We start from the raw sequence: 19,571 nt of genomic DNA, 5'->3' as shown, positions 1-19,571 counted from the left end.
GAGCAGACACGCATGGCACCGGTCCGTACCCACGACCCTGGTGATCCGGCGGAGCGCACGCAACTCAGCACGCGCTCATAGGACTTCGCGACCCAAGGCGGTCCCGATCCACGCCTGACGGTCCCGACGTCCGCTGTCCCACGGCTCGCACCGGCAGCGCACACACCCGTGCGCCCCGCCGGCGGCTCGCCGTGCCGTCCCCGGATCTCACCTGACGAGAGCAGGCACCCATGGTCCGTGAACTCACCCATTTCATCGGCGGCAAGCACACCGCCGGCACGTCGGGCCTCTTCGGCGACGTGTACGACCCCAACACCGGCACCGTCCAGGCCCGCGTACCGCTCGCGGGACGGGCCGACACCGAGACGGCGATCGCCGACGCGGTCACCGCCCAGCGGGAGTGGGGCAGTTGGAACCCACAGCGGCGCGCCCGTGTCCTGCTGCGCTTCCTCCAGCTCGTCGAGGCGGAACGCGACTCCCTGGCACGGATGCTGTCCGCCGAGCACGGCAAGACCGTGGCCGACGCGCACGGCGACCTCCAACGCGGCCTGGAAGTCGTGGAGTTCGCCGCGGGGATCCCCCATCTGCTCAAGGGCGAGTTCACCGACAACGCGGGCACCGGGATCGACGTGCACTCGCTGCGCTCCCCGATCGGTGTGGTCGCCGGGATCACCCCGTTCAACTTCCCCGCGATGATCCCGCTGTGGAAGGCCGCGCCCGCGCTCGCCTGCGGCAACGCGTTCATCCTGAAGCCGTCCGAGCGCGACCCGTCCGTGCCCCTGCGCCTTGCCGAACTGTTCCTGGAGGCCGGTCTGCCGCCCGGCGTCCTGAACGTCGTCAACGGCGGCAAGGAGGCAGTCGACACGCTCCTGGAGGACCCCCGGGTCGGCGCGCTCGGCTTCGTCGGCTCCACGCCGATCGCCGCGCACATCTACGCCACCGCGGCCGCGCACGGCAAGCGTGCCCAGTGCTTCGGCGGCGCCAAGAACCACATGATCGTCATGCCGGACGCCGACCTCGACCAGGCCGTCGACGCGCTCATCGGTGCCGGATACGGCTCGGCGGGCGAGCGCTGCATGGCCATCTCGGTGGCCGTGCCCGTCGGCGAGGAGACCGCCGACCGGCTGGTCGCCGCGCTCAAGGAACGCATCGGCACGCTGCGCATCGGCCGCAGCGACGACCCGGAAGCCGACTTCGGCCCGCTGGTGAGCAGGGACGCACTCGACCGGGTCCGTCGCTACGTGGACATCGGCGTCAACGAAGGAGCCGAACTCGTCGTCGACGGGCGGCAATTCACCCTGGCGGACCACGAGAACGGCTTCTTCGCCGGAGCCTCGCTCTTCGACCGGGTCAGCCCGCGGATGCGGATCTACCGCGAGGAGATCTTCGGCCCCGTCCTGTGTGTCGTACGGGCCGCCGACTACGAGCAGGCCCTGCGCCTGCCCAGCGAGCACCCGTACGGAAACGGGGTCGCGATCTTCACCAGGGACGGCGACACCGCCCGCGACTTCACCCGCCGGGTCGACACCGGAATGGTCGGCGTCAACGTCCCCATCCCGGTCCCCGTGGCCTACCACACCTTCGGCGGCTGGAAGCGCTCCGGTTTCGGCGACCTCAACCAGCACGGCCCGGACGCCATCCGCTTCTACACCCGTACCAAGACCGTCACCTCGCGCTGGCCCTCAGGGGCCAGGGAAGGCGCGAGCTTCACCCTGCCCACCATGGGATGAGCGCCATGACCACCACCTCGCTCAGCCAGGACCAACAGGCCCTCGTCGAGACCACGCTCGACTTCGCGGAGGACCATCTGGCTCCCCGCGCCGTGCAGTGGGACCAGGACAAGCACTTCCCCCTCGACGTACTGCGCAAGGCGGCCGGGCTCGGGCTCGGCGGCGTGTACGTACGGGAGGACGCGGGCGGCAGCGGTCTGACCCGGGCCGACGGTGTCCTCGTCTTCGAGGCACTCGCCTCCGGCTGCCCGTCCATCGCGGGCTACCTCTCCATCCACAACATGGTCGCCTGGATGATCGACACCTACGGCGACCAGGAGCAACGGGCACGGTGGCTGCCCCGCCTGTGCTCCATGGACGATCTCGGCAGCTACTGCCTCACCGAACCGGGCGCCGGATCGGATGCCGGTTCCCTGCGCACCCGGGCCGTGCGCGACGGCGACGACTATGTCCTGAGCGGGGTCAAGCAGTTCATCTCCGGTGCGGGCGCCGCGCAGGTGTACGTCGTCATGGCGCGCACCGACGGAGAAGGGCCCCGCGGGATCTCCGCGTTCGTCGTCGAACGAGACGATCCCGGGCTCTCGTTCGGCCCCAACGAGAAGAAGATGGGCTGGAACGCCCAGCCCACCCGGCAGGTCGTCCTCGACGGCGTGCGGGTGCCCGCCGACCGGCTGCTCGGCCCTGTGGGCGACGGCTTCCGCATCGCCATGAGCGGCCTGAACGGCGGAAGGCTCGGCATCGCCGCCTGCTCCCTGGGCGGCGCCCGGAGCGCCCTCAACAAGAGCCTGTCGTACCTCGCCGACCGGGAGGCCTTCGGCGCCCGGCTCCTCGACGCGCAGGGCCTGCAGTTCCGCCTCGCCGACATGGCGACCGAACTCGCCGCCGCCCGCGCCCTGGTCCACCAGGCCGCCCAGGCCCTGGACCGCCGGGACCCACAGGCGCCGCAGCTGTGCGCGATGGCCAAACGCTTCGCCACCGACACCGGCTACTCCGTAGCCGATCGTGCCCTGCAACTCCACGGAGGCTACGGCTACTTGAACGAGTACGGCATCGAGAAGATCGTCCGCGACCTCCGCGTCCACCAGATCCTGGAAGGAACCAACGAGATCATGCGCGTCATCGTGGCCCGAGGCCTGACGGAGCCGCTGCGGTGACCGCGGCCGAGGACTTCGTCCTGCTCCGTACCGAGGGCCACGCGGCCCACCTCACGCTCAACCGGCCCCAGGCCCTCAACGCCCTCACCCACGCCATGGTGCGGCGCGTCGACGAGGCGCTCACCGCCTGGGAGGACGACCCGGACGTACAGACCGTGATCATCCAAGGCGCGGGCGGACGCGGCCTGTGCGCGGGCGGCGACATCCGCTCCATCTACGAGGACGCGCGCGCCGGGACGACCGCATCCGCCGACTTCTGGCGCGACGAGTACCGGCTCAACGCCCGCATCGCCCGCTACCCCAAGCCGTACGTCGCCCTGATGGACGGGATCGTGATGGGCGGCGGCGTCGGCGTCTCCGCGCACGGCGACGTCCGCATCGTCACCGAGCGCTCCCGCATCGCGATGCCGGAGACCGGCATCGGCTTCGCGCCCGATGTGGGCGGCACCTACCTGCTGGCCCTCGCGCCCGGTGAACTGGGCACCCATCTGGCGCTCACCGGCGCACAGATCGGCGCGGGCGACGCCTTGCTCTGCGGGCTCGCCGACCATTTCGTGCCCAGCGGGGACCTGCCCCGGCTCCTCGACGACCTCGCCGTGCGACCGGTGTGGGACGCGCTCCGGCCTTACGTGCGCCAGGTGCCGCACGGTGAGCTGGCCGGGCATCGCTCCTGGATCGACGACTGCTACGCCGCGGGCACGGTGGAGGAGATCCTCGCCCGGCTGCGCGGCCATGGAGCACGCGCCGCCGCGGAGGCGGCCGACACCCTCGCCGCCAAGTCGCCCACCGCCCTGAAGGTCACGCTCGCCGCACTGCGCTGCGCACGGCGGCTCGGCCCGTTGGAGCGCGTCCTGGAGCAGGAGTACCGGATCTCCTGCGCCGCGCTCGCCTCGCACGACCTGGCCGAGGGGATCCGCGCCCAGGTCATCGACAAGGACCGCAGCCCCCGCTGGGCCCCGGCCACCCTGGCCGAGGTCGGCGGCGCGGACGTGGAGCGCTACTTCGCCCCGCCCGCCGGAGGCGAACTCGACCTGGCCTCGGCCCCACAGGAGGTGGCGTGGTGAACGGCAAGCGCACGATCGGATTCATCGGCCTCGGTCACATGGGCGGTCCGATGGCCGCCAACCTCGCCGGGGCGGGGCACCGCGTCCTCGGCCACGACCTGATGCCCGACCTGCTCACCGCGGCCGTCGAGAACGGCGTGGAGGCGGCCGGATCATCGGCACGGGCCGCAGCGGCGGCGGACGTGGTGATCACCATGCTGCCCGCGGGACGGCACGTGCTCGGCCTCTACCGAGAGGAAGGGCTCCTGGCCGCCGCGCGGCCGGGCACGCTGTTCATCGACTGCTCGACCATCGACGTGGCCGACGCGCGCAGCGCGCACGAGGCCGCGGTCGCGGCCGGGATGCGGACGCTGGACGCCCCGGTCTCCGGGGGAGTGGTGGGCGCCGAGGCCGGCACGCTCACCTTCATGGCGGGCGGCGGCGAAGCCGAGTTCGCCGAGGCCGAGCCGCTCCTGACGGTCATGGGCAGGAAGGCGGTGCACTGCGGCGGGCCCGGCGCGGGCCAGGCCGCGAAGATCTGCAACAACATGATCCTCGGGGTCTCGATGATCGCGGTGAGCGAGGCGTTCGTACTCGGCGAGAGCCTCGGCCTCTCCCCTCAGGCCCTGTTCGACGTGGCGTCGACCGCGTCCGGCCAGTGCTGGGCCCTGACCGTCAACTGTCCGGTGCCGGGCCCCGTCCCGGGCAGCCCCGCCAACCGCGACTACCGCCCCGGGTTCGCCGCCCCGCTGATGGCCAAGGACCTCGGCCTGGCGGCCAACGCCCTCGCAGCCAGTGGGATCGACGCCCAACTCGGCCTCAAGGCGGCTGAGTTGTACGCCACTTACGCGCAGGGAGCCGGAGCGGACCAGGACTTCTCCGGGATCGTCAACACCATCAGGCACCACAAGGCAGGGGACGGGAACAACGCATGACCACGGAGACCACGGAGACCACGGAGACCACGGAGACCACGGAGACCACGGAGACCACGGAGACGGCTGAGGCCACGGAGTCGTACGAGACGATCCGCATCGAGCGGAAAGGCCGCACCGCGCTGCTCACGCTCGACCGCCCCAAGTCCCTGAACGCACTCAACCTCCAGGTGATGAACGAGATCGTCGCCGCGACGGCGGACCTGGACCGGGACCCGGGCATCGGCTGCATCGTCCTCACCGGATCACCGAAGGCGTTCGCCGCCGGGGCCGACATCAAGGAGATGCGGCCCCAGAGCTACATGGACATGTACCTCAGCGACTGGTTCACCGCCTGGGACCGGCTCGGGGCGCTGCGCACGCCGACGGTCGCGGCCGTCTCCGGTTACGCGCTCGGCGGAGGCTGCGAGCTGGCCATGCTGTGCGACATCCTGCTGGCCGCCGACACCGCCGTGTTCGGACAGCCCGAGATCAAACTGGGCGTCATCCCCGGCATCGGCGGCTCGCAGCGGCTGACCCGCGCGGTGGGGAAGGCCAAGGCCATGGAGATGTGTCTGACCGGCAGGACCATGGACGCCGACGAGGCGGAGCGGGCCGGGCTCGTCTCCCGGGTGGTGCCCGCCGGTGATCTCGTCGGCGAGGCACTCGCCGTCGCCGAGACCGTCGCGGGCATGTCCCTGCCCGTCGCGATGATGGCGAAGGAGGCGGTGTCACGCGCCTTCGAGACGACCCTCGCGGAGGGTGTCCGCTTCGAACGCCGCCTCTTCCACGCCGTGTTCGCGACCGCGGACCAGAAGGAGGGGATGGCCGCCTTCGTCGAGAAGCGACCGCCCGGCTTCACGCACTCCTGACGCTCCACCCGCTCCCGGCGCCCGGAGAAGGCGTGGCGCGCGCCAGGTGTGCACGCACCGGGCACAGGGGCTGACCAGGGGCGTACGCCCTGGTCGTGTGCGCTCGCGCGTGCCACAGCTGCGGTGGCCCCGCAAGTTGTCAGGAATCTCGGTTGCGCACTAAGGTCACCACGCCTTGGTGAACGGGAAATCCGGTGTGATGCCGGTGCGGCCCTCGCCACTGTGATCGGGAAGTCCGGCTCCAGCCCTCGCGGCAGCCACTGGGTGCTCACGCACCCGGGAAGGCGGAGTCCGGTCGGTACGACCCGTCAGCCAGGAGACCGGCCAAGGCACGTTGTCCATCCACGAGGTGCTGGAGAGGGTCTGCTTAGCCATGCACATAGCCGAGGGTTTCCTCCCACCGGCGCACGCGATCGCCTGGGGCGTAGCGTCCGCGCCGTTCGTCGTCCACGGAGTCCGCTCCCTGACTCGTGAGGTCAAGGAGCACCCGGAGAGCACCCTGCTCCTGGGCGCCTCCGGTGCCTTCACATTTGTCCTTTCCGCACTGAAAATCCCTTCCGTCACGGGCAGTTGCTCGCACCCGACGGGAACCGGCCTCGGCGCGATCCTGTTCCGGCCGCCGATCATGACGGTGCTCGGCACCATCACCCTGCTGTTCCAGGCCCTGCTGCTCGCCCACGGCGGGCTCACCACGCTCGGCGCCAACGTGTTCTCCATGGCGATCGTCGGGCCATGGGCCGGATACGCCGTCTACCGGCTCCTGAAGCGGTACGACGTGCCGCTCATGGTCGCCGTTTTCTTCGGCGCGTTCGTCGCCGACCTGTCCACGTACTGCGTCACCAGCGTCCAGCTGGCCATGGCGTTCCCTGACCCCAGCAGCGGATTCATCGGCGCCCTGGGCAAGTTCGGCGGCATCTTCGCCGTCACGCAGATCCCCCTGGCCGTCAGCGAGGGACTGCTCACCGTCATCGTGATGCGGCTGCTCGTGCAGTCCAGCAAGGGTGAGCTGACGCGGCTCGGCGTGCTGCTCCAGGGCAAGCAGTCGGCCACCAAGGCGACGGAGACAGCGAAGACCGCGGAGACGGCGAAGACCGCGAAGACCGCGAAGACGGAGAAGACGACGACGGAGACGGGGGCCAGCGCCTGATGAGCCGGAACGCGAAGATCAACACTCTGCTCCTCCTCATCGTCGCCGCGCTCGCGGTACTGCCGCTGGCGCTCGGTCTCGGCGACGACGAGAAGGAGCCGTTCACCGGGGCCGACGCCCAGGCCGAGACCGCGATCACCGAGATCAAGCCGGACTACGAACCCTGGTTCTCGCCGCTGTACGAACCCCCCTCCGGGGAGATCGAGTCGGCGCTCTTCGCCCTGCAGGCGGCGCTGGGCGCGGGCGTCCTCGCGTACTACTTCGGTCTGCGCAAGGGACGCAGGCAGGGCGCGGAGATCGCACGATCGCAGGAGGCACCCGCCCCCGTCCCCGCATCCGCCCCCACGGAGCAGAGAGCCGATGCGGAGGGCGCCCGGCCCGAGACCGAGCAGGTCTGACCCGGCGTGCTCCCCATCGACGCGGCGGCGCACAGCAGTCGCTGGCGCCGCCGCCACCCCGTGGACAAGGCCGTGCTCGGGCTCGGCCTCACCGTCCTTGCCGTCTCCCTGCCGCCCTGGCCGGGTGCCGCCCTGGTCCTGGTCGCCGCGCTCGCCGTACTGCTCGGACCCGCCGGTGTGCCGCCGCGCAAACTGTGGCGCGCCTACCGCGTGCCGCTCGGCTTCTGCGTCACCGGCGCCCTGACCCTGATCGTGCAACTCGGCGGGCCCGAAGGGTTCGTCACGCTCGCCGACGGCGGCCCCGCGCGGGCCGGCGGTCTGCTCCTGCGCACGTCGGCGGCCTCGCTCGGCGTCCTGCTCTTCGCCTTCACCACACCGATGTCGGATCTGCTGCCCCGCCTGGTGAAGGCGGGCGTACCGGCGCCGGTCGTGGACGTCGCCCTCGTCATGTACCGCATGAGCTTCCTGCTCCTGGACTCCATGAGCCGGATCCGGCAGGCGCAGGCCGCGCGCCTCGGCCACACCACCCGGGCCGCTACCTGGCGCTCCCTCGGCGGCCTCGGCGCCACCGCGTTCGTGCGGGCCTTCGACCGGGCGACGCGATTGCAGGCCGGGCTCGCAGGGCGCGGCTACGACGGAACCCTTCGGGTGCTCGTGCCCGACGCCAGGGTCTCCCGGCGCTTCGTGGCCGTCAGCGCGGTACTCCTCACGGGCCTGGTGGCCCTCACCCTCGTACTGGAAAGGCTTCTTCCATGAGCGAGCCGAGCGCTCCTCGCGAGCCCGGCGAGACCCTGGTCGCTCTGCGCGCCGCTTCCTACGCGTACGAAGAAGGGCCCACCGTGCTCAGCGGCCTGGACTTCGACGTCACCGAGGGACGCGCCCTCGCGCTCCTCGGACGCAACGGCAGCGGCAAGACCACCCTCATGCGGCTGCTGAGCGGCGGACTCCGGCCGGAGCAGGGCGGATTGACGCTCGGGGGCACCCCCGTGACGTACGACCGCAAGGGTCTGACCCGGCTGCGCACCACCGTGCAACTGGTCGTCCAGGACCCGGACGACCAGCTGTTCGCGGCCTCGGTCGAGCAGGACGTGTCCTTCGGGCCGCTGAACCTGGGTCTTTCCGACGCCGAGGTCCGGGCGCGGGTCGCCGAGGCGCTCGCCGCGCTCGACATCAGCGCCCTGGCGGACCGGCCCACGCATCTGCTCTCCTACGGCCAGCGCAAACGCACGGCCATCGCCGGCGCCGTGGCGATGCGCCCGCGCGTACTGATCCTCGACGAGCCGACCGCGGGGCTCGACCCCGACGGCCAAGAGCGCCTCCTGGACACCCTGCAAGGCCTGCGGGACGCGGGGACGACCGTGGTCATGGCCACCCACGACGTCGACCTGGCCCTCCGCTGGGCCGACGACGCGGCGCTGCTCATGCCCTCGGGGGTGCGCACGGGACCGGTCGCGCAGATGCTGGCCCACCGCGACCTCCTGGCGCAGGCGGGCCTCCGCCTGCCCTGGGGGATCGCCGTATCGGAGCTGCTGCGGACCAAGGGGCTGCTGGACGGCGCGGGCGAAGGGCCGCGCACCCCGGAGGAGTTGGCGGCCCTCACGGCCCCGGCGATGCCCGGTGCGTCAACCGGCTGACGCACCACGAGCAGGGGCGCGGCGGGGCAGCAGTGCCACGGCGAGGAGCGGGACCGCGGCGAGCGCGAGCCACGGCACCGAGGGCGGGAGCCCCGCGTCGAGAAGCGAGCCGCTCGCGGCGCTGCCCGCGAGGACGATCAGGCCGGAGACCGAGGACAGGGCACCGGTGTAGAGGCCCAGCCTGCCGTCGCGCGTCAGATCGGGGACCCAGGCGCGCGCGGCCGGGGCGACCAGCATCTGGCCGAGCGTGAGCAGGACGACGAAGGCGGCGGCGGGCAGCAGTCCGGCAGCGCCGGTCCAGGCGGCCGGGCGCGCGAGGGCCACGACGGCGAATCCGGCGGAGACGAGCACGAGCCCGGCCGCCATGGAGCGCCGCTCGTCGAGCCGGCCCGCGGCCCAGTGCGTGACCGGAAGCTGCGTGGCCACCACGAGCAGCGAGGACAGGGCGAAGAGCCAGGCCAGCGGCGCCTGCGACCCGGCCGCGCGCTCCACCTCCTGAGGCAGGGCGAGATAGAGCTGGTTGTACGCCAGGAGATAGGCGCCGTAGGCACAGCACACCGCCAGGAAGCGGCGGTTGCGCAGCAGCTCGCCCACGCCTCCTCGTACGCGGATCCGCTCCCGCCCCGGGATCCGCTGCGGCAGCAGCCACAGGTGCCCGGCCAGGACGAGGACGAAGACCCCGGCCCCGGCCAGGCAGACGGTGCGGAAGTCGACGGAGAGCAGCAGCGCGCCGATGAGCGGACCGAGGAACGCGCCTGCCTGGCCCGCCACGGTGAGCAGGGCCAGGACGCGGGTGCGCGGGCCGTGGCCCTCCTCCTCCCAGAGCACGGCCTGCCGGGCGACCTCGGACTCCACGGCGGGGGAGAACAGGGCTGCGGCGAACCCGATCAGGAGTACGGCGCCGATGACCGCCCAGGTCTGCCGCGCGAAGCCGAGCCAGGCGAAACCGGCGATCCGCAGCACGCACCCGGTGAGCACGACCGGGCGTACGCCGTACCGGTCGGTCAGGACGCCGCCCACGACGAAGAGCCCCTGCTGGCTGAACGTACGAAGCCCGAGGACGAGCCCCACCAGCCAGCCCGCCATGCCGATCGCCGCGCCGAGGTGCTCGGCCAGGAAGGGCAGCACGGCGAAGAAGCCGACGTTGAAGGCGAGTTGGGTCAGGATCAGCAGGCGCAGGAGGAGAGACAGGTGCGGCCAGGTCCGTTCGCGGGGCGGTCGCTTCCCGGGCCGGGTGCGCAGCCGCGAGGGCAGGGGCAGTTGACGTCGACCGCTCACCGGGCGCCCGTCCCTGCCGTGGTCAACTCCCGCTTCGGGGACGGCACGTCGGCCACCAGAGGCTGATCGTCGGACCGGCGTCCGCGCCGCAGCCACCGGGGGACCGGCACTCCGCCCGCCGATGTCACCGCGAGGGCCCCGAGAAGGGCGAGCGCCGCTGCCGGGGCGAGCAGTGCCCAGGGGGCGCGTTCGGCGTAGGGCTGGTTCTCGGCGAGGAGCAGGCCCCACTCGGGGGACGGGGGCTGGGCGCCGAGGCCGAGGAAGCCGAGGGCGGCCAGGGCGAGCGCGACGCCGGGAAGCCGCAGCAGCGCGTGGCGGGCGACGGGCGGCAGGACCGCGGGCAGCAGATGGTGCCGGAGCTGATGCAGGGGGCCCGCGCCCAGGCTCCGGGTCGCCGTCAGGTGGAGGGTGGCGCGCTCCTGGAGGAGCAGGGCGGCGGTGTGGGCGGCCAGGGGGACCCAGGCGACGGCGGCCACCGCGATCGCGGGCGTGGCCGCACCGCTGCCCGCGACACCGGCGACGAGAAGGCCCGCGAGGGTCGGCGGTATGGCGTTGAGCGTGTCGAGGAGCGGACCGGAGAACCGGGGCAGGAGCCCGAGAAGCACACCGGCCACCAGGGCGAAGGCGCTGATGCCCAGGGCCAGGGCGAGCGTGTGCAGCGCGCCGTGCCCGACCCGGGCGAGCACATCGCGGCCCAGGGCGTCCGTGCCGAACGGGTGTGCCCAGGACGGCGCCTGGAGCCGGGCCGCGGTCTCCAGGGCGAGGGGATCGCGGGCCAGGCTGAGGAGGATGACGCCCAGGAGGAGTCCGCCGTACAGGAGCGGCAGTCGGCTGGGCGCGGGCGGCGCCGGGCTGTGCAGGGTCGGCAGCGCGCCGTCGCGCAGGGCGGGACCGCTCGTGAGCCGCGCAGCGAGGCGGAAGAGGCCGCCCGCCACGGCGGCGAGCAGCACGAGCGCGAGCGCCCCGGCCTGGAGGACGGGCAGATCCTGTGCCACGGCGGCCTGCAGGGTGGAGCGGCCGAGCCCGGGAATGTCGAAGACCTGCTCCACGGCGACCGCGCCACCGGTCAGGCCCACGACGAACAGGCCGAGGTTCGGCAGCAGGCCGGGGACGCAGCGGCGCAGCGCGTGGCACGCGATACGCCCGCTCGGGATGCCGCGGGCCGCGGCGGCCCGCGCCCACGGTTCGGCGAAGGCGCCGGGCAGCAGGTCGTCGAGGAGCCGCCCGAGCAGTGCGCCGGCGGGCAGGCCGAGCGAGAGCGCGGGCAGCACCAGCCACTGCGGCCCGTACCAGCCGAGGGCGGGCAGCCAGCCCAGGTGCACGCCGATCACGGTGGCGAGCACCGAGGCGGTCAGGAACTCGGGCAGCGCGGCGAGGACCGCCGCGCCGCTGCCCGGGTTGCGGCGCCCGGTGAGACGGCGCCGCGAGCCGAGCCACTGTGTGCGGGCGCACACCGCGCCGGCCGTGCCGACGGCCACCGCGAGCGCCACGGACATCAGGAGCAACGAGACACCCAGGGACTGCACCACGGAGGGCAGTACGGCATCACCGGAGATCCACGACCGCCCGGCGTCCCCGTGCAGCAGTCCGCTCGTCCACTGCCCGAGCAGGTGCAACGGGCCCTGGTCCAGGCCGATGTCGGCACGGATCGCGTCCAGGACCTCGGGCGTGGGGGTGCGCTCCGCCGACCGCGCCTTGAGCACGGTGAGCGCCGGGTCGGTGTGCGAGAGCCAGGGCAGCAGGCCGATCGCGCACAGCAGCGCGGCGGCCAGGGCCGCGCGCCAGAGCAGCGCCGCCGGCCGGCCGGCGCGGACGAGGCTTGGCACGCCGCCCTCAGCGCCTCGTGCCGGCGGAGACCAGCGTCCGCTCGTACGGGTCGAGGATCTCGCCCCGCACCGAGCCGCCGACGCCCGTGATGATCCGCTGGTGGACCAGCGGGACGACGGCGTCGGTGCCGAGGATCGCGGCCTCGGCGGCCATGGTCGCGTCCTGCCGCTTCGCGGTGTCGGCGGTGTTCTCGGCCTTCTGCACGGCCTTGTCGACCGACGGGTCGCACAGCAGCGAGAGGTTGTAGCTGCCGTCGCAGGTGTAGTCGCTCGCGAGGACCGAGACGGGGTCGCCGGTGTCGAGCATGGTGTTGCGGGCGCCGACGAACGCGTCGAACTTCCCGGCCAGCGCGTCGCCCTCGATGCGGGAGGACTCACGGACCTCCAGCGTCACCTTGAACCCTGCCTTCTGGAGCTGCTGCTTGAGGACTTGGGCGACCTCGGGCAGTTCGGGCCGGTTGTCGTACGTGCCCAGGGTGATCGACTTCCCGCCGGGTGCCTTCGCCTCCGCCTGTCCCTCCGGCTTGACGCGCTTGCCCTCGGCCCAGGTCAGGGCGGGGCCGAAGATGCCCTTGCCGGTGTCGGCGTGGCCTTCGTACACGTCCTTGGCGAGCGCGGACGTGTCGATCGCGGCACGGGCGGCGGCGCGCAGACCGGGGTCCTTGAAGGCGCCCTTCTCGGTGTTGAGCTGGAGAGCCGTGGTGCGGGCCGTCGCGGTCTCGCGGCCGTGGCCCTTGTCGAGGGAGGCGGCCTGGGAGACGGGGACCGCCTCGGCGATGTCCACGTCGCCGGTGCGCAGCGCGTTCGTCCGGGCGGTGCCGTCGGCGATGAATCGCGCGTCGACGCCGGACGCCTGGGCGCGACCGCCCCAGTAGTCGTCGAAGCGGTCGAGGACGGCCGCGGTGGCGCCGGTGGTCCCGGTCAGCTCGAAGGGTCCCGTGGCGGTGCCGACCGGACTGACCTTGTCGCCCTTCTCGTACGCCTTCGCGGAGAGCACGGCGAGGCCGGGGCTCGACAGGCGCAGCGGAAGCGCGGGGTCAGGGTCGGCGGTGGTGATCCGGACCCGGTCGTCGCCGACGGGCTCGGCGGTGAGGGCGGCCCCCGAGAGTGCGGCCGTGACGGGCTTGGCCTTGCCCGCGTGGGTGAGGGCCGACGAGACGGCGGCCGGTGTGACCCGGGTGCCGTCCTGGAAGGTGGCCTGGCGCAGGGTGAACAGCCAGCTGCGGTCGCCCTCCTGCTGCCACGACGCGGCGAGCGAAGGGGCGGCGGCGCCGTTCGCGTCCAGTTTGGTCAGGCCCTCCGTGACGCCGAGACGGCTGAGGAGGGTGGCATCGGCCCCGTACGGCGAGAAGTTCTCGGAGGGCGGGAAGGCCAGCGCGACCTTCAGCCGGGCGCCGTCCGCGGTGTCGCCCGACGCGTCGTTCTTGGCGGCGAAACAGCCGGCGAGCAGGGGAGCGACGAGCAGACCGGCTATGAGGGGGCGGTGGCGGACGGAGCGCATGGTCCTCGTTCTCGGGGTGGAGTGGGGCCGACTCGGGGTGGAGTGGGCCCGGTGGTGCAGCGGCAGCCACAGAGGCTACATGATAACCATTTCCATTAATGAGCCGGGGTCGTGGTGGGGCTGCGTGCCGGGGGAGGGCTGGGGGCTACGGCCGCACGGGCACTTCGAAATGCATGACGCGCGATGCGCCGGAGTCCTCGCGCTCGTCGTGCACCACCTTGCCCAGCGAGCGCCAGAAGCCCTCGGCGCCGGTCACCGCCGGGTCGGTGTGCAGATAGACGGCCTCGTAGCCGCCGTCCGCCGCGGCGAAGTCGAGCAGCTCGCCGACCAGACGCCGGGCAAGGCCGCGGCGCCGGTGCTCGGCACGTACATAGACGCGCCGCAGCTGTGCCGTCCCGCCCGAGGGGAAGCGATCGGCGATCCAGCGCGGGTTCGGCGGATGTGCGGGGCCCCTGGAGTCGAGCGCCGCGGTGGCGGCGACCGTCCCGTCCTGCCCGTCCACCGCGACCAGCAGGGTGTGGCGGGCGGGCCTCAGGTACGCGCCGCCGAGGTCGATGATGTCGCCGTGCCAGCGCGGCACGTACCCCGTGCCGAAGTCGTGGTAGACGGTGTCGAGCATGACGGCCCGCGCGGCGCCGAGGTCGTCGGTGGCGGCCGTTCTGATGCGGTATTCAAGCACTTGCACATCCTAGGCAATAGGCCGATACGGCCTGCGGCCAGGGCTTTGGTGCACTGCCGACCGCAGCTGGGCGGTCAACGTTGCATGGTCATGCGAAGTGATGCATACTCTTCCTATGTCCAAGGTCCTCACCTCCCTCCCCACCGGCGAGCGCGTCGGCATTGCCTTCTCCGGCGGTCTCGACACCTCGGTAGCCGTCGCCTGGATGCGCGACAAGGGCGCCGTCCCGTGCACGTACACCGCCGACATCGGCCAGTACGACGAGCCCGACATCGCCTCCGTGCCCGGCCGTGCCTCCGCGTACGGCGCCGAGATCACCCGCCTCGTCGACTGCCGTGAAGCGCTGGTCGAGGAAGGACTCGCCGCGCTCGCGTGCGGTGCCTTCCACATCAGGTCGGGCGGGCGTGCGTACTTCAACACCACGCCGCTGGGCCGCGCCGTGACCGGCACGCTCCTGGTGCGGGCCATGCTCGAGGACGGGGTGCAGATCTGGGGCGACGGCTCCACGTTCAAGGGCAACGACATCGAGCGGTTCTACCGGTACGGGCTGCTCGCCAACCCGCACCTGCGGATCTACAAGCCCTGGCTGGACGCGGACTTCGTCACGGAGCTCGGCGGCCGCAAGGAGATGTCGGAGTGGCTGCTCGCGCACGAGCTGCCCTACCGGGACTCGACGGAGAAGGCGTACTCCACGGACGCCAACATCTGGGGTGCCACGCACGAGGCCAAGACCCTGGAGCACCTCGACACCGGGCTCGAGACGGTCGACCCGATCATGGGCGTGAAGTTCTGGGACCCCTCGGTGGAGATCGACACCGAGGACGTGACGATCGGCTTCGACCAGGGCCGCCCGGTCACCGTCAACGGCAAGGAGTTCGCCTCCGCGGTCGACCTCGTCATGGAGGTCAACGCGATCGGCGGCCGGCACGGGCTCGGCATGTCCGACCAGATCGAGAACCGGATCATCGAGGCCAAGAGCCGCGGCATCTACGAGGCCCCCGGCATGGCGCTCCTGCACATCGCCTACGAGCGTCTGGTCAACGCGATCCACAACGAGGACGTCGTGGCCTCGTACCACAGCGAGGGCCGGCGTCTCGGCCGGCTGATGTACGAGGGCCGTTGGCTGGACCCGCAGGCGCTGATGATCCGGGAGTCGCTGCAGCGCTGGGTCGGCGCGGCGATCACCGGTGAGGTGACGCTGCGGCTGCGGCGCGGCGAGGACTACTCGATCCTCGACACCACGGGCCCGGCGTTCAGCTACCACCCGGACAAGCTCTCCATGGAGCGGACCGAGGACTCGGCGTTCGGCCCGGTGGACCGGATCGGCCAGCTCACCATGCGCAACCTGGACATCGCCGACTCCCGTGCGCGGCTCGAGCAGTACGCGGGCCTCGGCATGGTCGGCGGCGGCCACCCGACGCCGATCGGCGCCGCGCAGGCGGCTTCGACCGGTCTGATCGGCGCCATGGACGGCGGTGGCGCCGAGGCGATCGCCTCGCGTGGTACCGCCACGGACGAGGAGACGATGCTGGACCGCGCCGCGATGGAGTCCGGCACGGACTGATCGCTCACCGGTCACGAGCACCTGACCACCAGCGGGCCCCGGCGGATTCCGATCCGCCGGGGCCCGCTGTCGTCCCCGTCAGTGAACGGATACCGGCCCGTCGGCGCGGACCACGCCGAAGGCGTCCGCCATCCGCAGCGCCGCCTCCAGGTCGCCGTTGACGCTGATGACCTCGGCGCTGACCGCGTCTTCGAGCGGCAGGGAGCCCGCGCCCAGCTGGAGAAAGGTGCTCAGGTCGGTGACGACTGTCGTGACCGCGTCGGCCGCGGGGCCGAGGCCCATCTCGACGGTGCCGTCGTCGACGCGGGCATGGAAGACGAGCCCGCCGATCACGAACTCGTAGGTCTCGCGTACGCCGAGCGCGTGCTCGGGGCGGAAAGTGGCCCCCACGGCTCCGACGATGCCGTGGCGGCCGCCGGTGGCCTCGGGGTGCGCGCCGACGATGGCGATCGCCCGTGCGGCGGCCGGGAGTTCGCCCTCCAGTTCGGCGAGGCCGCGTGCGGCGGCGTCCTGGATGTCCACGAGCCGCGCGCCGACGGCCATGAAGGTCCCGAGGTCGGTCGTGATGACGCAGGCGGGGTCCGTGGCGGAGCCGTTCCGGATGTCGAGCGTCCCGTCGTCCACGCGGAGGTGGAAGGCGTCGCCGTCCACCCGGAACTCGTACGTCTCCCGCACGCCGATGGCCTGTTCGGGCCGGAAGCTGGCGCGCAGGCAGCCGAGCACCCAGCTGAGCCGGAAGGTGTCTTCGGGCCGTGCCGACGCCGGAAGGCGCATGCCCCAGCGGGTGAGCTCGTCGATCACCGGGCGCATGGAGGCGCCGAGTTCGGTCAGTTCGTAGATCGCGGACGGCGCCGGGGGCGGCAGCTTGGCCTGGCTGAGGATGCCCGCGTCGCGCAGTTCGCGCAGCCGCTCGGCGAGGACGTTGGGGCCGATGCCGGGCAGTCCCGCGACGAGGTCGGTGTAGCGCCGGGGGCCGAGCAGCAGCTCGCGCACGATCAGCAGGGACCATCGGCCGCCGACGACGTCCAGGGCCCGTGCCGCCGGACAGGACTGGTCATAGCTGCGTGTCATGCGGGTGGGTTCGCCTTCTTGCTTGATAGCAGGCACTTAGATTTTTGATAGTACCCCTCAACTTGTGCGTATCAGCGGCCTGTTGAGTGGCGCGGAGTCATTTCCCGGGCGCGCTCCTGATGTCTCAATGGGTCATATGTCTCATTGGGACATTACGAGGAGTACAGTCGGAGACATGAGCACCTACCACCCGATCGACGGCGGCTACGCACCGCGCCGCCGCGGGGATAGATGTCCAAGGGGGACGCCAGCGCACAGCACGAAGAACGAGAAGAGGCATCCCGGATGTCAGCGCAAGAACGCCCCGCATCGCCCGTCGAGATGATGAAGGCCGTCCAGTACCGCAGCGTCGGCGCGGCCCCCGAGGTGGTCACCGTCCCGCGCCCGGAACCGGCCCCCGGCCAGGTGCTCCTGAAGGTCACCGCCGCGGGCGTCTGCCACTCCGACATCGCGGTGATGAGCTGGTCCGCACAGGAGCTGACCTTCCCGCTGCCGCTCACCCTCGGCCATGAGGGCGCGGGTACCGTCGCCGCGCTGGGCGAGGGCGTCACCGGCTTCGAGGTCGGCGACTCCGTGGCCGTCTACGGCCCCTGGGGCTGCGGCGCCTGCGCGATGTGCGCGCAGGGCAAGGAGAACTACTGCACGCGCGCCGCCGACCTCGGCATCCGGCCGCCCGGACTCGGAGCGCCCGGCGCCATCGCCGAGTACATGATCGTGGACGACGCGCGCCACCTGGTCCCGCTGGACGGCCTCGACCCGGTGACCGCGGTGCCGCTCACCGACGCGGGCCTGACCCCGTACCACGCCATCAAGACCTCCCTGCCCAAGCTGACCCCCGGCAGCACCGCCGTGGTCATCGGCACCGGCGGTCTGGGGCATGTCGCCATCCAGCTCCTTCGCGCGCTGACCCCGGCACGGGTGATCGCCCTGGACGTCACCGACGGGAAGTTGCGCCTCGCCCACCAGGTCGGCGCCCACGAGACCGTCCTGTCGGACGAGCACGCGGCGGCGAAGGTCCGCGAGCTGACCGGCGGCCTCGGCGCCCAAGCGGTGTTCGACTTCGTCGGCGCGCCACCCACCGTCGCCACGGCGACCGCCTGCGCCGCGGTGGAGGCGGACGTCACGATCGTCGGCATCGGCGGCGGGACCGCGTCCGTCGGGTTCGGCACGACCCCCTACGACGCCGCGGTCCGCGCCCCTTACTGGGGCAGCAGGGCCGAGCTGATCGAGGTCCTCGACCTGGCGCGCTCCGGCGCCATCGACGTCCACGTGGAGACGTACGCGCTGGACGACGCCCCCAAGGCGTACGAGCACCTGCATGACGGCCGGATCAGCGGCAGGGCGGTCATCCTCCCCAACGGCTGATCCCCGGCGCACCGCGCGACCACGTCGGGAGTGGGCGTCACCATTCGGCCATTCCCGACCGGTTCGCCAGGACTTGTCCCCGCAGACCACCGCGCCGCGGGGAGATCCGCTCGCGAGGCGCCGCAGATCACGTGTGGCGGGATGCGGCCTCCTGGTCGTGCGCCCGTTCGCACCGGCGTGGTTACGTGGCCTCAGCCGGGCCCGGGACGACTCGACGTACGCGACACCCTTCGTGCCGCGTGACGAGAGGAATCCGTGCCATGCCTGCGATACCGGCCCTCATGGGCAGGCTGCTGACCGCCGCTTCCTGGCTGACCAGCCCGCTCGCCCCGGACGACTACCTGGGACTGATCGATCCCCTGCTCGACGCGCGCCTCCCCGCGGCCCGGGTGACAGCGGTGAGACCGGAGACCCCGGACGCCACCACGCTCACCCTCAGGCCCGGCCGGGGCTGGGCCGGACACCGCGCGGGGCAGTACCTTCCCGTGGGCGTCGAGATCGACGGCGTACGGCACTGGCGCACCTACTCCCTCACCTCCGTGCCGGACCGGGCGGACGGGCTGCTGACGATCACCGTCAAGGCCGCGCCCGGCGGCAGGGTGTCCCCGCGCCTGGCTCACGGGACGCCACCGGGCACGGTGCTCCGCATCGGCCCGGCGCAAGGGGAGTTCGTGCTCCCGGACCGGCTGTGGGACCGCATCCTGTTCGTGACCGCGGGCAGCGGCATCACTCCGGCCATGGGCATGATCCGCACCCTCGTGCGCGGTCGGACCCCGCCCCCCGATGTCCTCCTGCTGCACAGTGCGCCCGGCGCCGAGGACAGCATCTTCAGCGACGAACTGCACGCGGCCGGGCGGCGGTTGACCTGGCTGTCCTACGACGAACACCACACCCGGCCGCACGGCAGGCTCACCCCGGACGCCCTGGTCCGGCTCTGCCCCGACTGGCGCGAGCGCGAGATCTGGGCCTGCGGTCCGGCCCGACTGCTCGACGCGATGGAGGACCACTGGAGCGGGGCAGGCCTGCGTGAACGGCTCCACGTGGAGCGCTTCCGGCTCGCCCCGGTGCCGCCGCCGGACCCCGGTGCCGCCCCCGGCGGCCGGGCGCTGTTCACCCGTACCGGGACCGAGACCGCCGCGGACGCGTCGACCCCGCTCCTGGCCGTCGGCGAGTCGGCGGGGGTGCCGATGCCGTACGGATGCCGGCGGGGCATCTGTTTCGGCTGCCTCGTTCCCCTGACGTACGGGCGCGTGCGCGATCTGCGTACCGGTGAAATCCATGACCGGACCGGCCAGTTGATCCAGACGTGCGTCTCGGGCGCGGCCGGACCGGTTTCCCTCGACGCCTAGCCGCACGCCCAGCCACACGCCCAGCCACCCAAGGAGTCCCCGTGAC

General features: G+C 72.4%; 17 protein-coding genes and 1 riboswitch. Of the genes, 12 read left to right on the top strand and 5 right to left on the bottom strand.

Annotation, left to right across the window (positions count from 1 at the left end):
- Window positions 1-230: 230 nt before the first annotated feature.
- The 9 genes from ABZ833_RS03875 to ABZ833_RS03835 all read left to right on the top strand — a co-directional run bounded on the left by ABZ833_RS03875 (window position 231) and on the right by ABZ833_RS03835 (window position 8,892).
- Window positions 231-1,730: a CoA-acylating methylmalonate-semialdehyde dehydrogenase gene (locus ABZ833_RS03875; protein WP_361040578.1), complete on the top strand. Its 1,500-nt coding sequence runs from the start codon at window positions 231-233 to the stop codon at window positions 1,728-1,730.
- Between the two features lie 5 nt (window positions 1,731-1,735).
- A complete protein-coding gene (locus tag ABZ833_RS03870; protein WP_361040576.1) occupies window positions 1,736-2,884 on the top strand; it encodes an acyl-CoA dehydrogenase family protein in 1,149 nt (382 codons plus the stop codon).
- On the top strand, window positions 2,881-3,948 hold the full coding sequence (locus ABZ833_RS03865; protein ID WP_361040573.1) for an enoyl-CoA hydratase/isomerase family protein: 1,068 nt from the start codon (window positions 2,881-2,883) through the stop codon (window positions 3,946-3,948). Before ABZ833_RS03870 ends, ABZ833_RS03865 begins: the two co-directional genes overlap by 4 nt.
- A 38-nt stretch (window positions 3,949-3,986) precedes the next feature.
- Window positions 3,987-4,862, top strand: a complete 876-nt coding sequence (mmsB, locus tag ABZ833_RS03860; protein ID WP_361041346.1) for a 3-hydroxyisobutyrate dehydrogenase — start codon at window positions 3,987-3,989, stop codon at window positions 4,860-4,862.
- Window positions 4,859-5,713 carry an enoyl-CoA hydratase gene (locus tag ABZ833_RS03855; RefSeq protein ID WP_361040571.1) on the top strand — a complete coding sequence of 285 codons (855 nt, stop codon included), beginning with the start codon at window positions 4,859-4,861 and terminating at the stop codon, window positions 5,711-5,713. Before mmsB ends, ABZ833_RS03855 begins: the two co-directional genes overlap by 4 nt.
- Window positions 5,714-5,845: 132 nt before the next feature.
- Window positions 5,846-6,057, top strand: a riboswitch (cobalamin riboswitch).
- Between the two features lie 29 nt (window positions 6,058-6,086).
- Complete coding sequence (locus ABZ833_RS03850) at window positions 6,087-6,860, top strand: energy-coupling factor ABC transporter permease (RefSeq protein ID WP_361040569.1); 774 nt, start codon at window positions 6,087-6,089, stop codon at window positions 6,858-6,860.
- Complete coding sequence (locus ABZ833_RS03845) at window positions 6,860-7,258, top strand: energy-coupling factor ABC transporter substrate-binding protein (RefSeq protein ID WP_361040566.1); 399 nt, start codon at window positions 6,860-6,862, stop codon at window positions 7,256-7,258. Before ABZ833_RS03850 ends, ABZ833_RS03845 begins: the two co-directional genes overlap by 1 nt.
- 6 nt (window positions 7,259-7,264) lie before the next feature.
- Window positions 7,265-8,014 (top strand): cobalt ECF transporter T component CbiQ, encoded by a 750-nt coding sequence (gene cbiQ / locus ABZ833_RS03840; RefSeq protein ID WP_361040564.1) that lies wholly within the window; start codon window positions 7,265-7,267, stop codon window positions 8,012-8,014.
- A complete protein-coding gene (locus tag ABZ833_RS03835; RefSeq protein ID WP_361040561.1) occupies window positions 8,011-8,892 on the top strand; it encodes an ATP-binding cassette domain-containing protein in 882 nt (293 codons plus the stop codon). The genes cbiQ and ABZ833_RS03835 overlap by 4 nt, the downstream gene beginning before the upstream one ends.
- Here ABZ833_RS03835 and ABZ833_RS03830 read toward each other — a convergent pair.
- The 4 genes from ABZ833_RS03830 to ABZ833_RS03815 all read right to left on the bottom strand — a co-directional run bounded on the left by ABZ833_RS03830 (window position 8,881) and on the right by ABZ833_RS03815 (window position 14,182).
- Window positions 8,881-10,083, bottom strand: a complete 1,203-nt coding sequence (locus tag ABZ833_RS03830; protein ID WP_361041343.1) for an MFS transporter — start codon at window positions 10,081-10,083, stop codon at window positions 8,881-8,883. The two genes, ABZ833_RS03835 and ABZ833_RS03830, sit on opposite strands and share 12 nt — an antisense overlap.
- 83 nt (window positions 10,084-10,166) lie before the next feature.
- Window positions 10,167-11,996: an ABC transporter permease subunit gene (locus ABZ833_RS03825; protein WP_361040559.1), complete on the bottom strand. Its 1,830-nt coding sequence runs from the start codon at window positions 11,994-11,996 to the stop codon at window positions 10,167-10,169.
- 7 nt (window positions 11,997-12,003) lie between these two features.
- Window positions 12,004-13,497: an ABC transporter substrate-binding protein gene (locus ABZ833_RS03820; protein ID WP_361040557.1), complete on the bottom strand. Its 1,494-nt coding sequence runs from the start codon at window positions 13,495-13,497 to the stop codon at window positions 12,004-12,006.
- A gap of 145 nt (window positions 13,498-13,642) precedes the next feature.
- Window positions 13,643-14,182 carry a GNAT family N-acetyltransferase gene (locus ABZ833_RS03815; protein ID WP_361040554.1) on the bottom strand — a complete coding sequence of 180 codons (540 nt, stop codon included), beginning with the start codon at window positions 14,180-14,182 and terminating at the stop codon, window positions 13,643-13,645.
- A gap of 109 nt (window positions 14,183-14,291) precedes the next feature.
- On the opposite strand from ABZ833_RS03815, the gene argG reads away from it, so the two are divergent.
- On the top strand, window positions 14,292-15,740 hold the full coding sequence (argG, locus tag ABZ833_RS03810; RefSeq protein WP_361040551.1) for an argininosuccinate synthase: 1,449 nt from the start codon (window positions 14,292-14,294) through the stop codon (window positions 15,738-15,740).
- A gap of 78 nt (window positions 15,741-15,818) precedes the next feature.
- Here the strand turns inward: argG and ABZ833_RS03805 are convergent, their stop codons facing one another.
- Window positions 15,819-16,811 (bottom strand): winged helix-turn-helix transcriptional regulator, encoded by a 993-nt coding sequence (locus tag ABZ833_RS03805; RefSeq protein ID WP_361040549.1) that lies wholly within the window; start codon window positions 16,809-16,811, stop codon window positions 15,819-15,821.
- Window positions 16,812-17,135: 324 nt separating this feature from the next.
- On the opposite strand from ABZ833_RS03805, the gene ABZ833_RS03800 reads away from it, so the two are divergent.
- Complete coding sequence (locus ABZ833_RS03800) at window positions 17,136-18,176, top strand: NAD(P)-dependent alcohol dehydrogenase (RefSeq protein WP_361041341.1); 1,041 nt, start codon at window positions 17,136-17,138, stop codon at window positions 18,174-18,176.
- Window positions 18,177-18,436: 260 nt separating this feature from the next.
- On the top strand, window positions 18,437-19,525 hold the full coding sequence (locus tag ABZ833_RS03795) for a ferredoxin reductase (protein WP_361040547.1): 1,089 nt from the start codon (window positions 18,437-18,439) through the stop codon (window positions 19,523-19,525).
- Window positions 19,526-19,571: the final 46 nt, after the last annotated feature.

The sequence above is a fragment of the Streptomyces sp. NPDC047525 genome (assembly GCF_040643025.1).
Taxonomy (GTDB): Bacteria; Actinomycetota; Actinomycetes; order Streptomycetales; family Streptomycetaceae; genus Streptomyces; species Streptomyces durmitorensis.
Note: the sequence above shows the minus strand (reverse complement) of the source record. Positions and strands in the feature narration are given on the sequence as shown.

What these genes read in the sequence shown, in the direction of transcription:
- mmsB (WP_361041346.1), top strand. Translation starts at nt 3,987, where the DNA reads ATGGGCGGTCCGATGGCCGCCAACCTCGCCGGGGCGGGGCACCGCGTC.
- ABZ833_RS03845 (WP_361040566.1), top strand. Translation starts at nt 6,860, where the DNA reads ATGAGCCGGAACGCGAAGATCAACACTCTGCTCCTCCTCATCGTCGCC.
- ABZ833_RS03850 (WP_361040569.1), top strand. Translation starts at nt 6,087, where the DNA reads ATGCACATAGCCGAGGGTTTCCTCCCACCGGCGCACGCGATCGCCTGG.
- ABZ833_RS03875 (WP_361040578.1), top strand. Translation starts at nt 231, where the DNA reads ATGGTCCGTGAACTCACCCATTTCATCGGCGGCAAGCACACCGCCGGC.
- argG (WP_361040551.1), top strand. Translation starts at nt 14,292, where the DNA reads ATGTCCAAGGTCCTCACCTCCCTCCCCACCGGCGAGCGCGTCGGCATT.
- ABZ833_RS03870 (WP_361040576.1), top strand. Translation starts at nt 1,736, where the DNA reads ATGACCACCACCTCGCTCAGCCAGGACCAACAGGCCCTCGTCGAGACC.
- ABZ833_RS03820 (WP_361040557.1), bottom strand. Translation starts at nt 13,497, where the DNA reads ATGCGCTCCGTCCGCCACCGCCCCCTCATAGCCGGTCTGCTCGTCGCT.
- ABZ833_RS03795 (WP_361040547.1), top strand. Translation starts at nt 18,437, where the DNA reads ATGCCTGCGATACCGGCCCTCATGGGCAGGCTGCTGACCGCCGCTTCC.
- ABZ833_RS03835 (WP_361040561.1), top strand. Translation starts at nt 8,011, where the DNA reads ATGAGCGAGCCGAGCGCTCCTCGCGAGCCCGGCGAGACCCTGGTCGCT.
- ABZ833_RS03805 (WP_361040549.1), bottom strand. Translation starts at nt 16,811, where the DNA reads ATGACACGCAGCTATGACCAGTCCTGTCCGGCGGCACGGGCCCTGGAC.
- ABZ833_RS03800 (WP_361041341.1), top strand. Translation starts at nt 17,136, where the DNA reads ATGAAGGCCGTCCAGTACCGCAGCGTCGGCGCGGCCCCCGAGGTGGTC.
- ABZ833_RS03855 (WP_361040571.1), top strand. Translation starts at nt 4,859, where the DNA reads ATGACCACGGAGACCACGGAGACCACGGAGACCACGGAGACCACGGAG.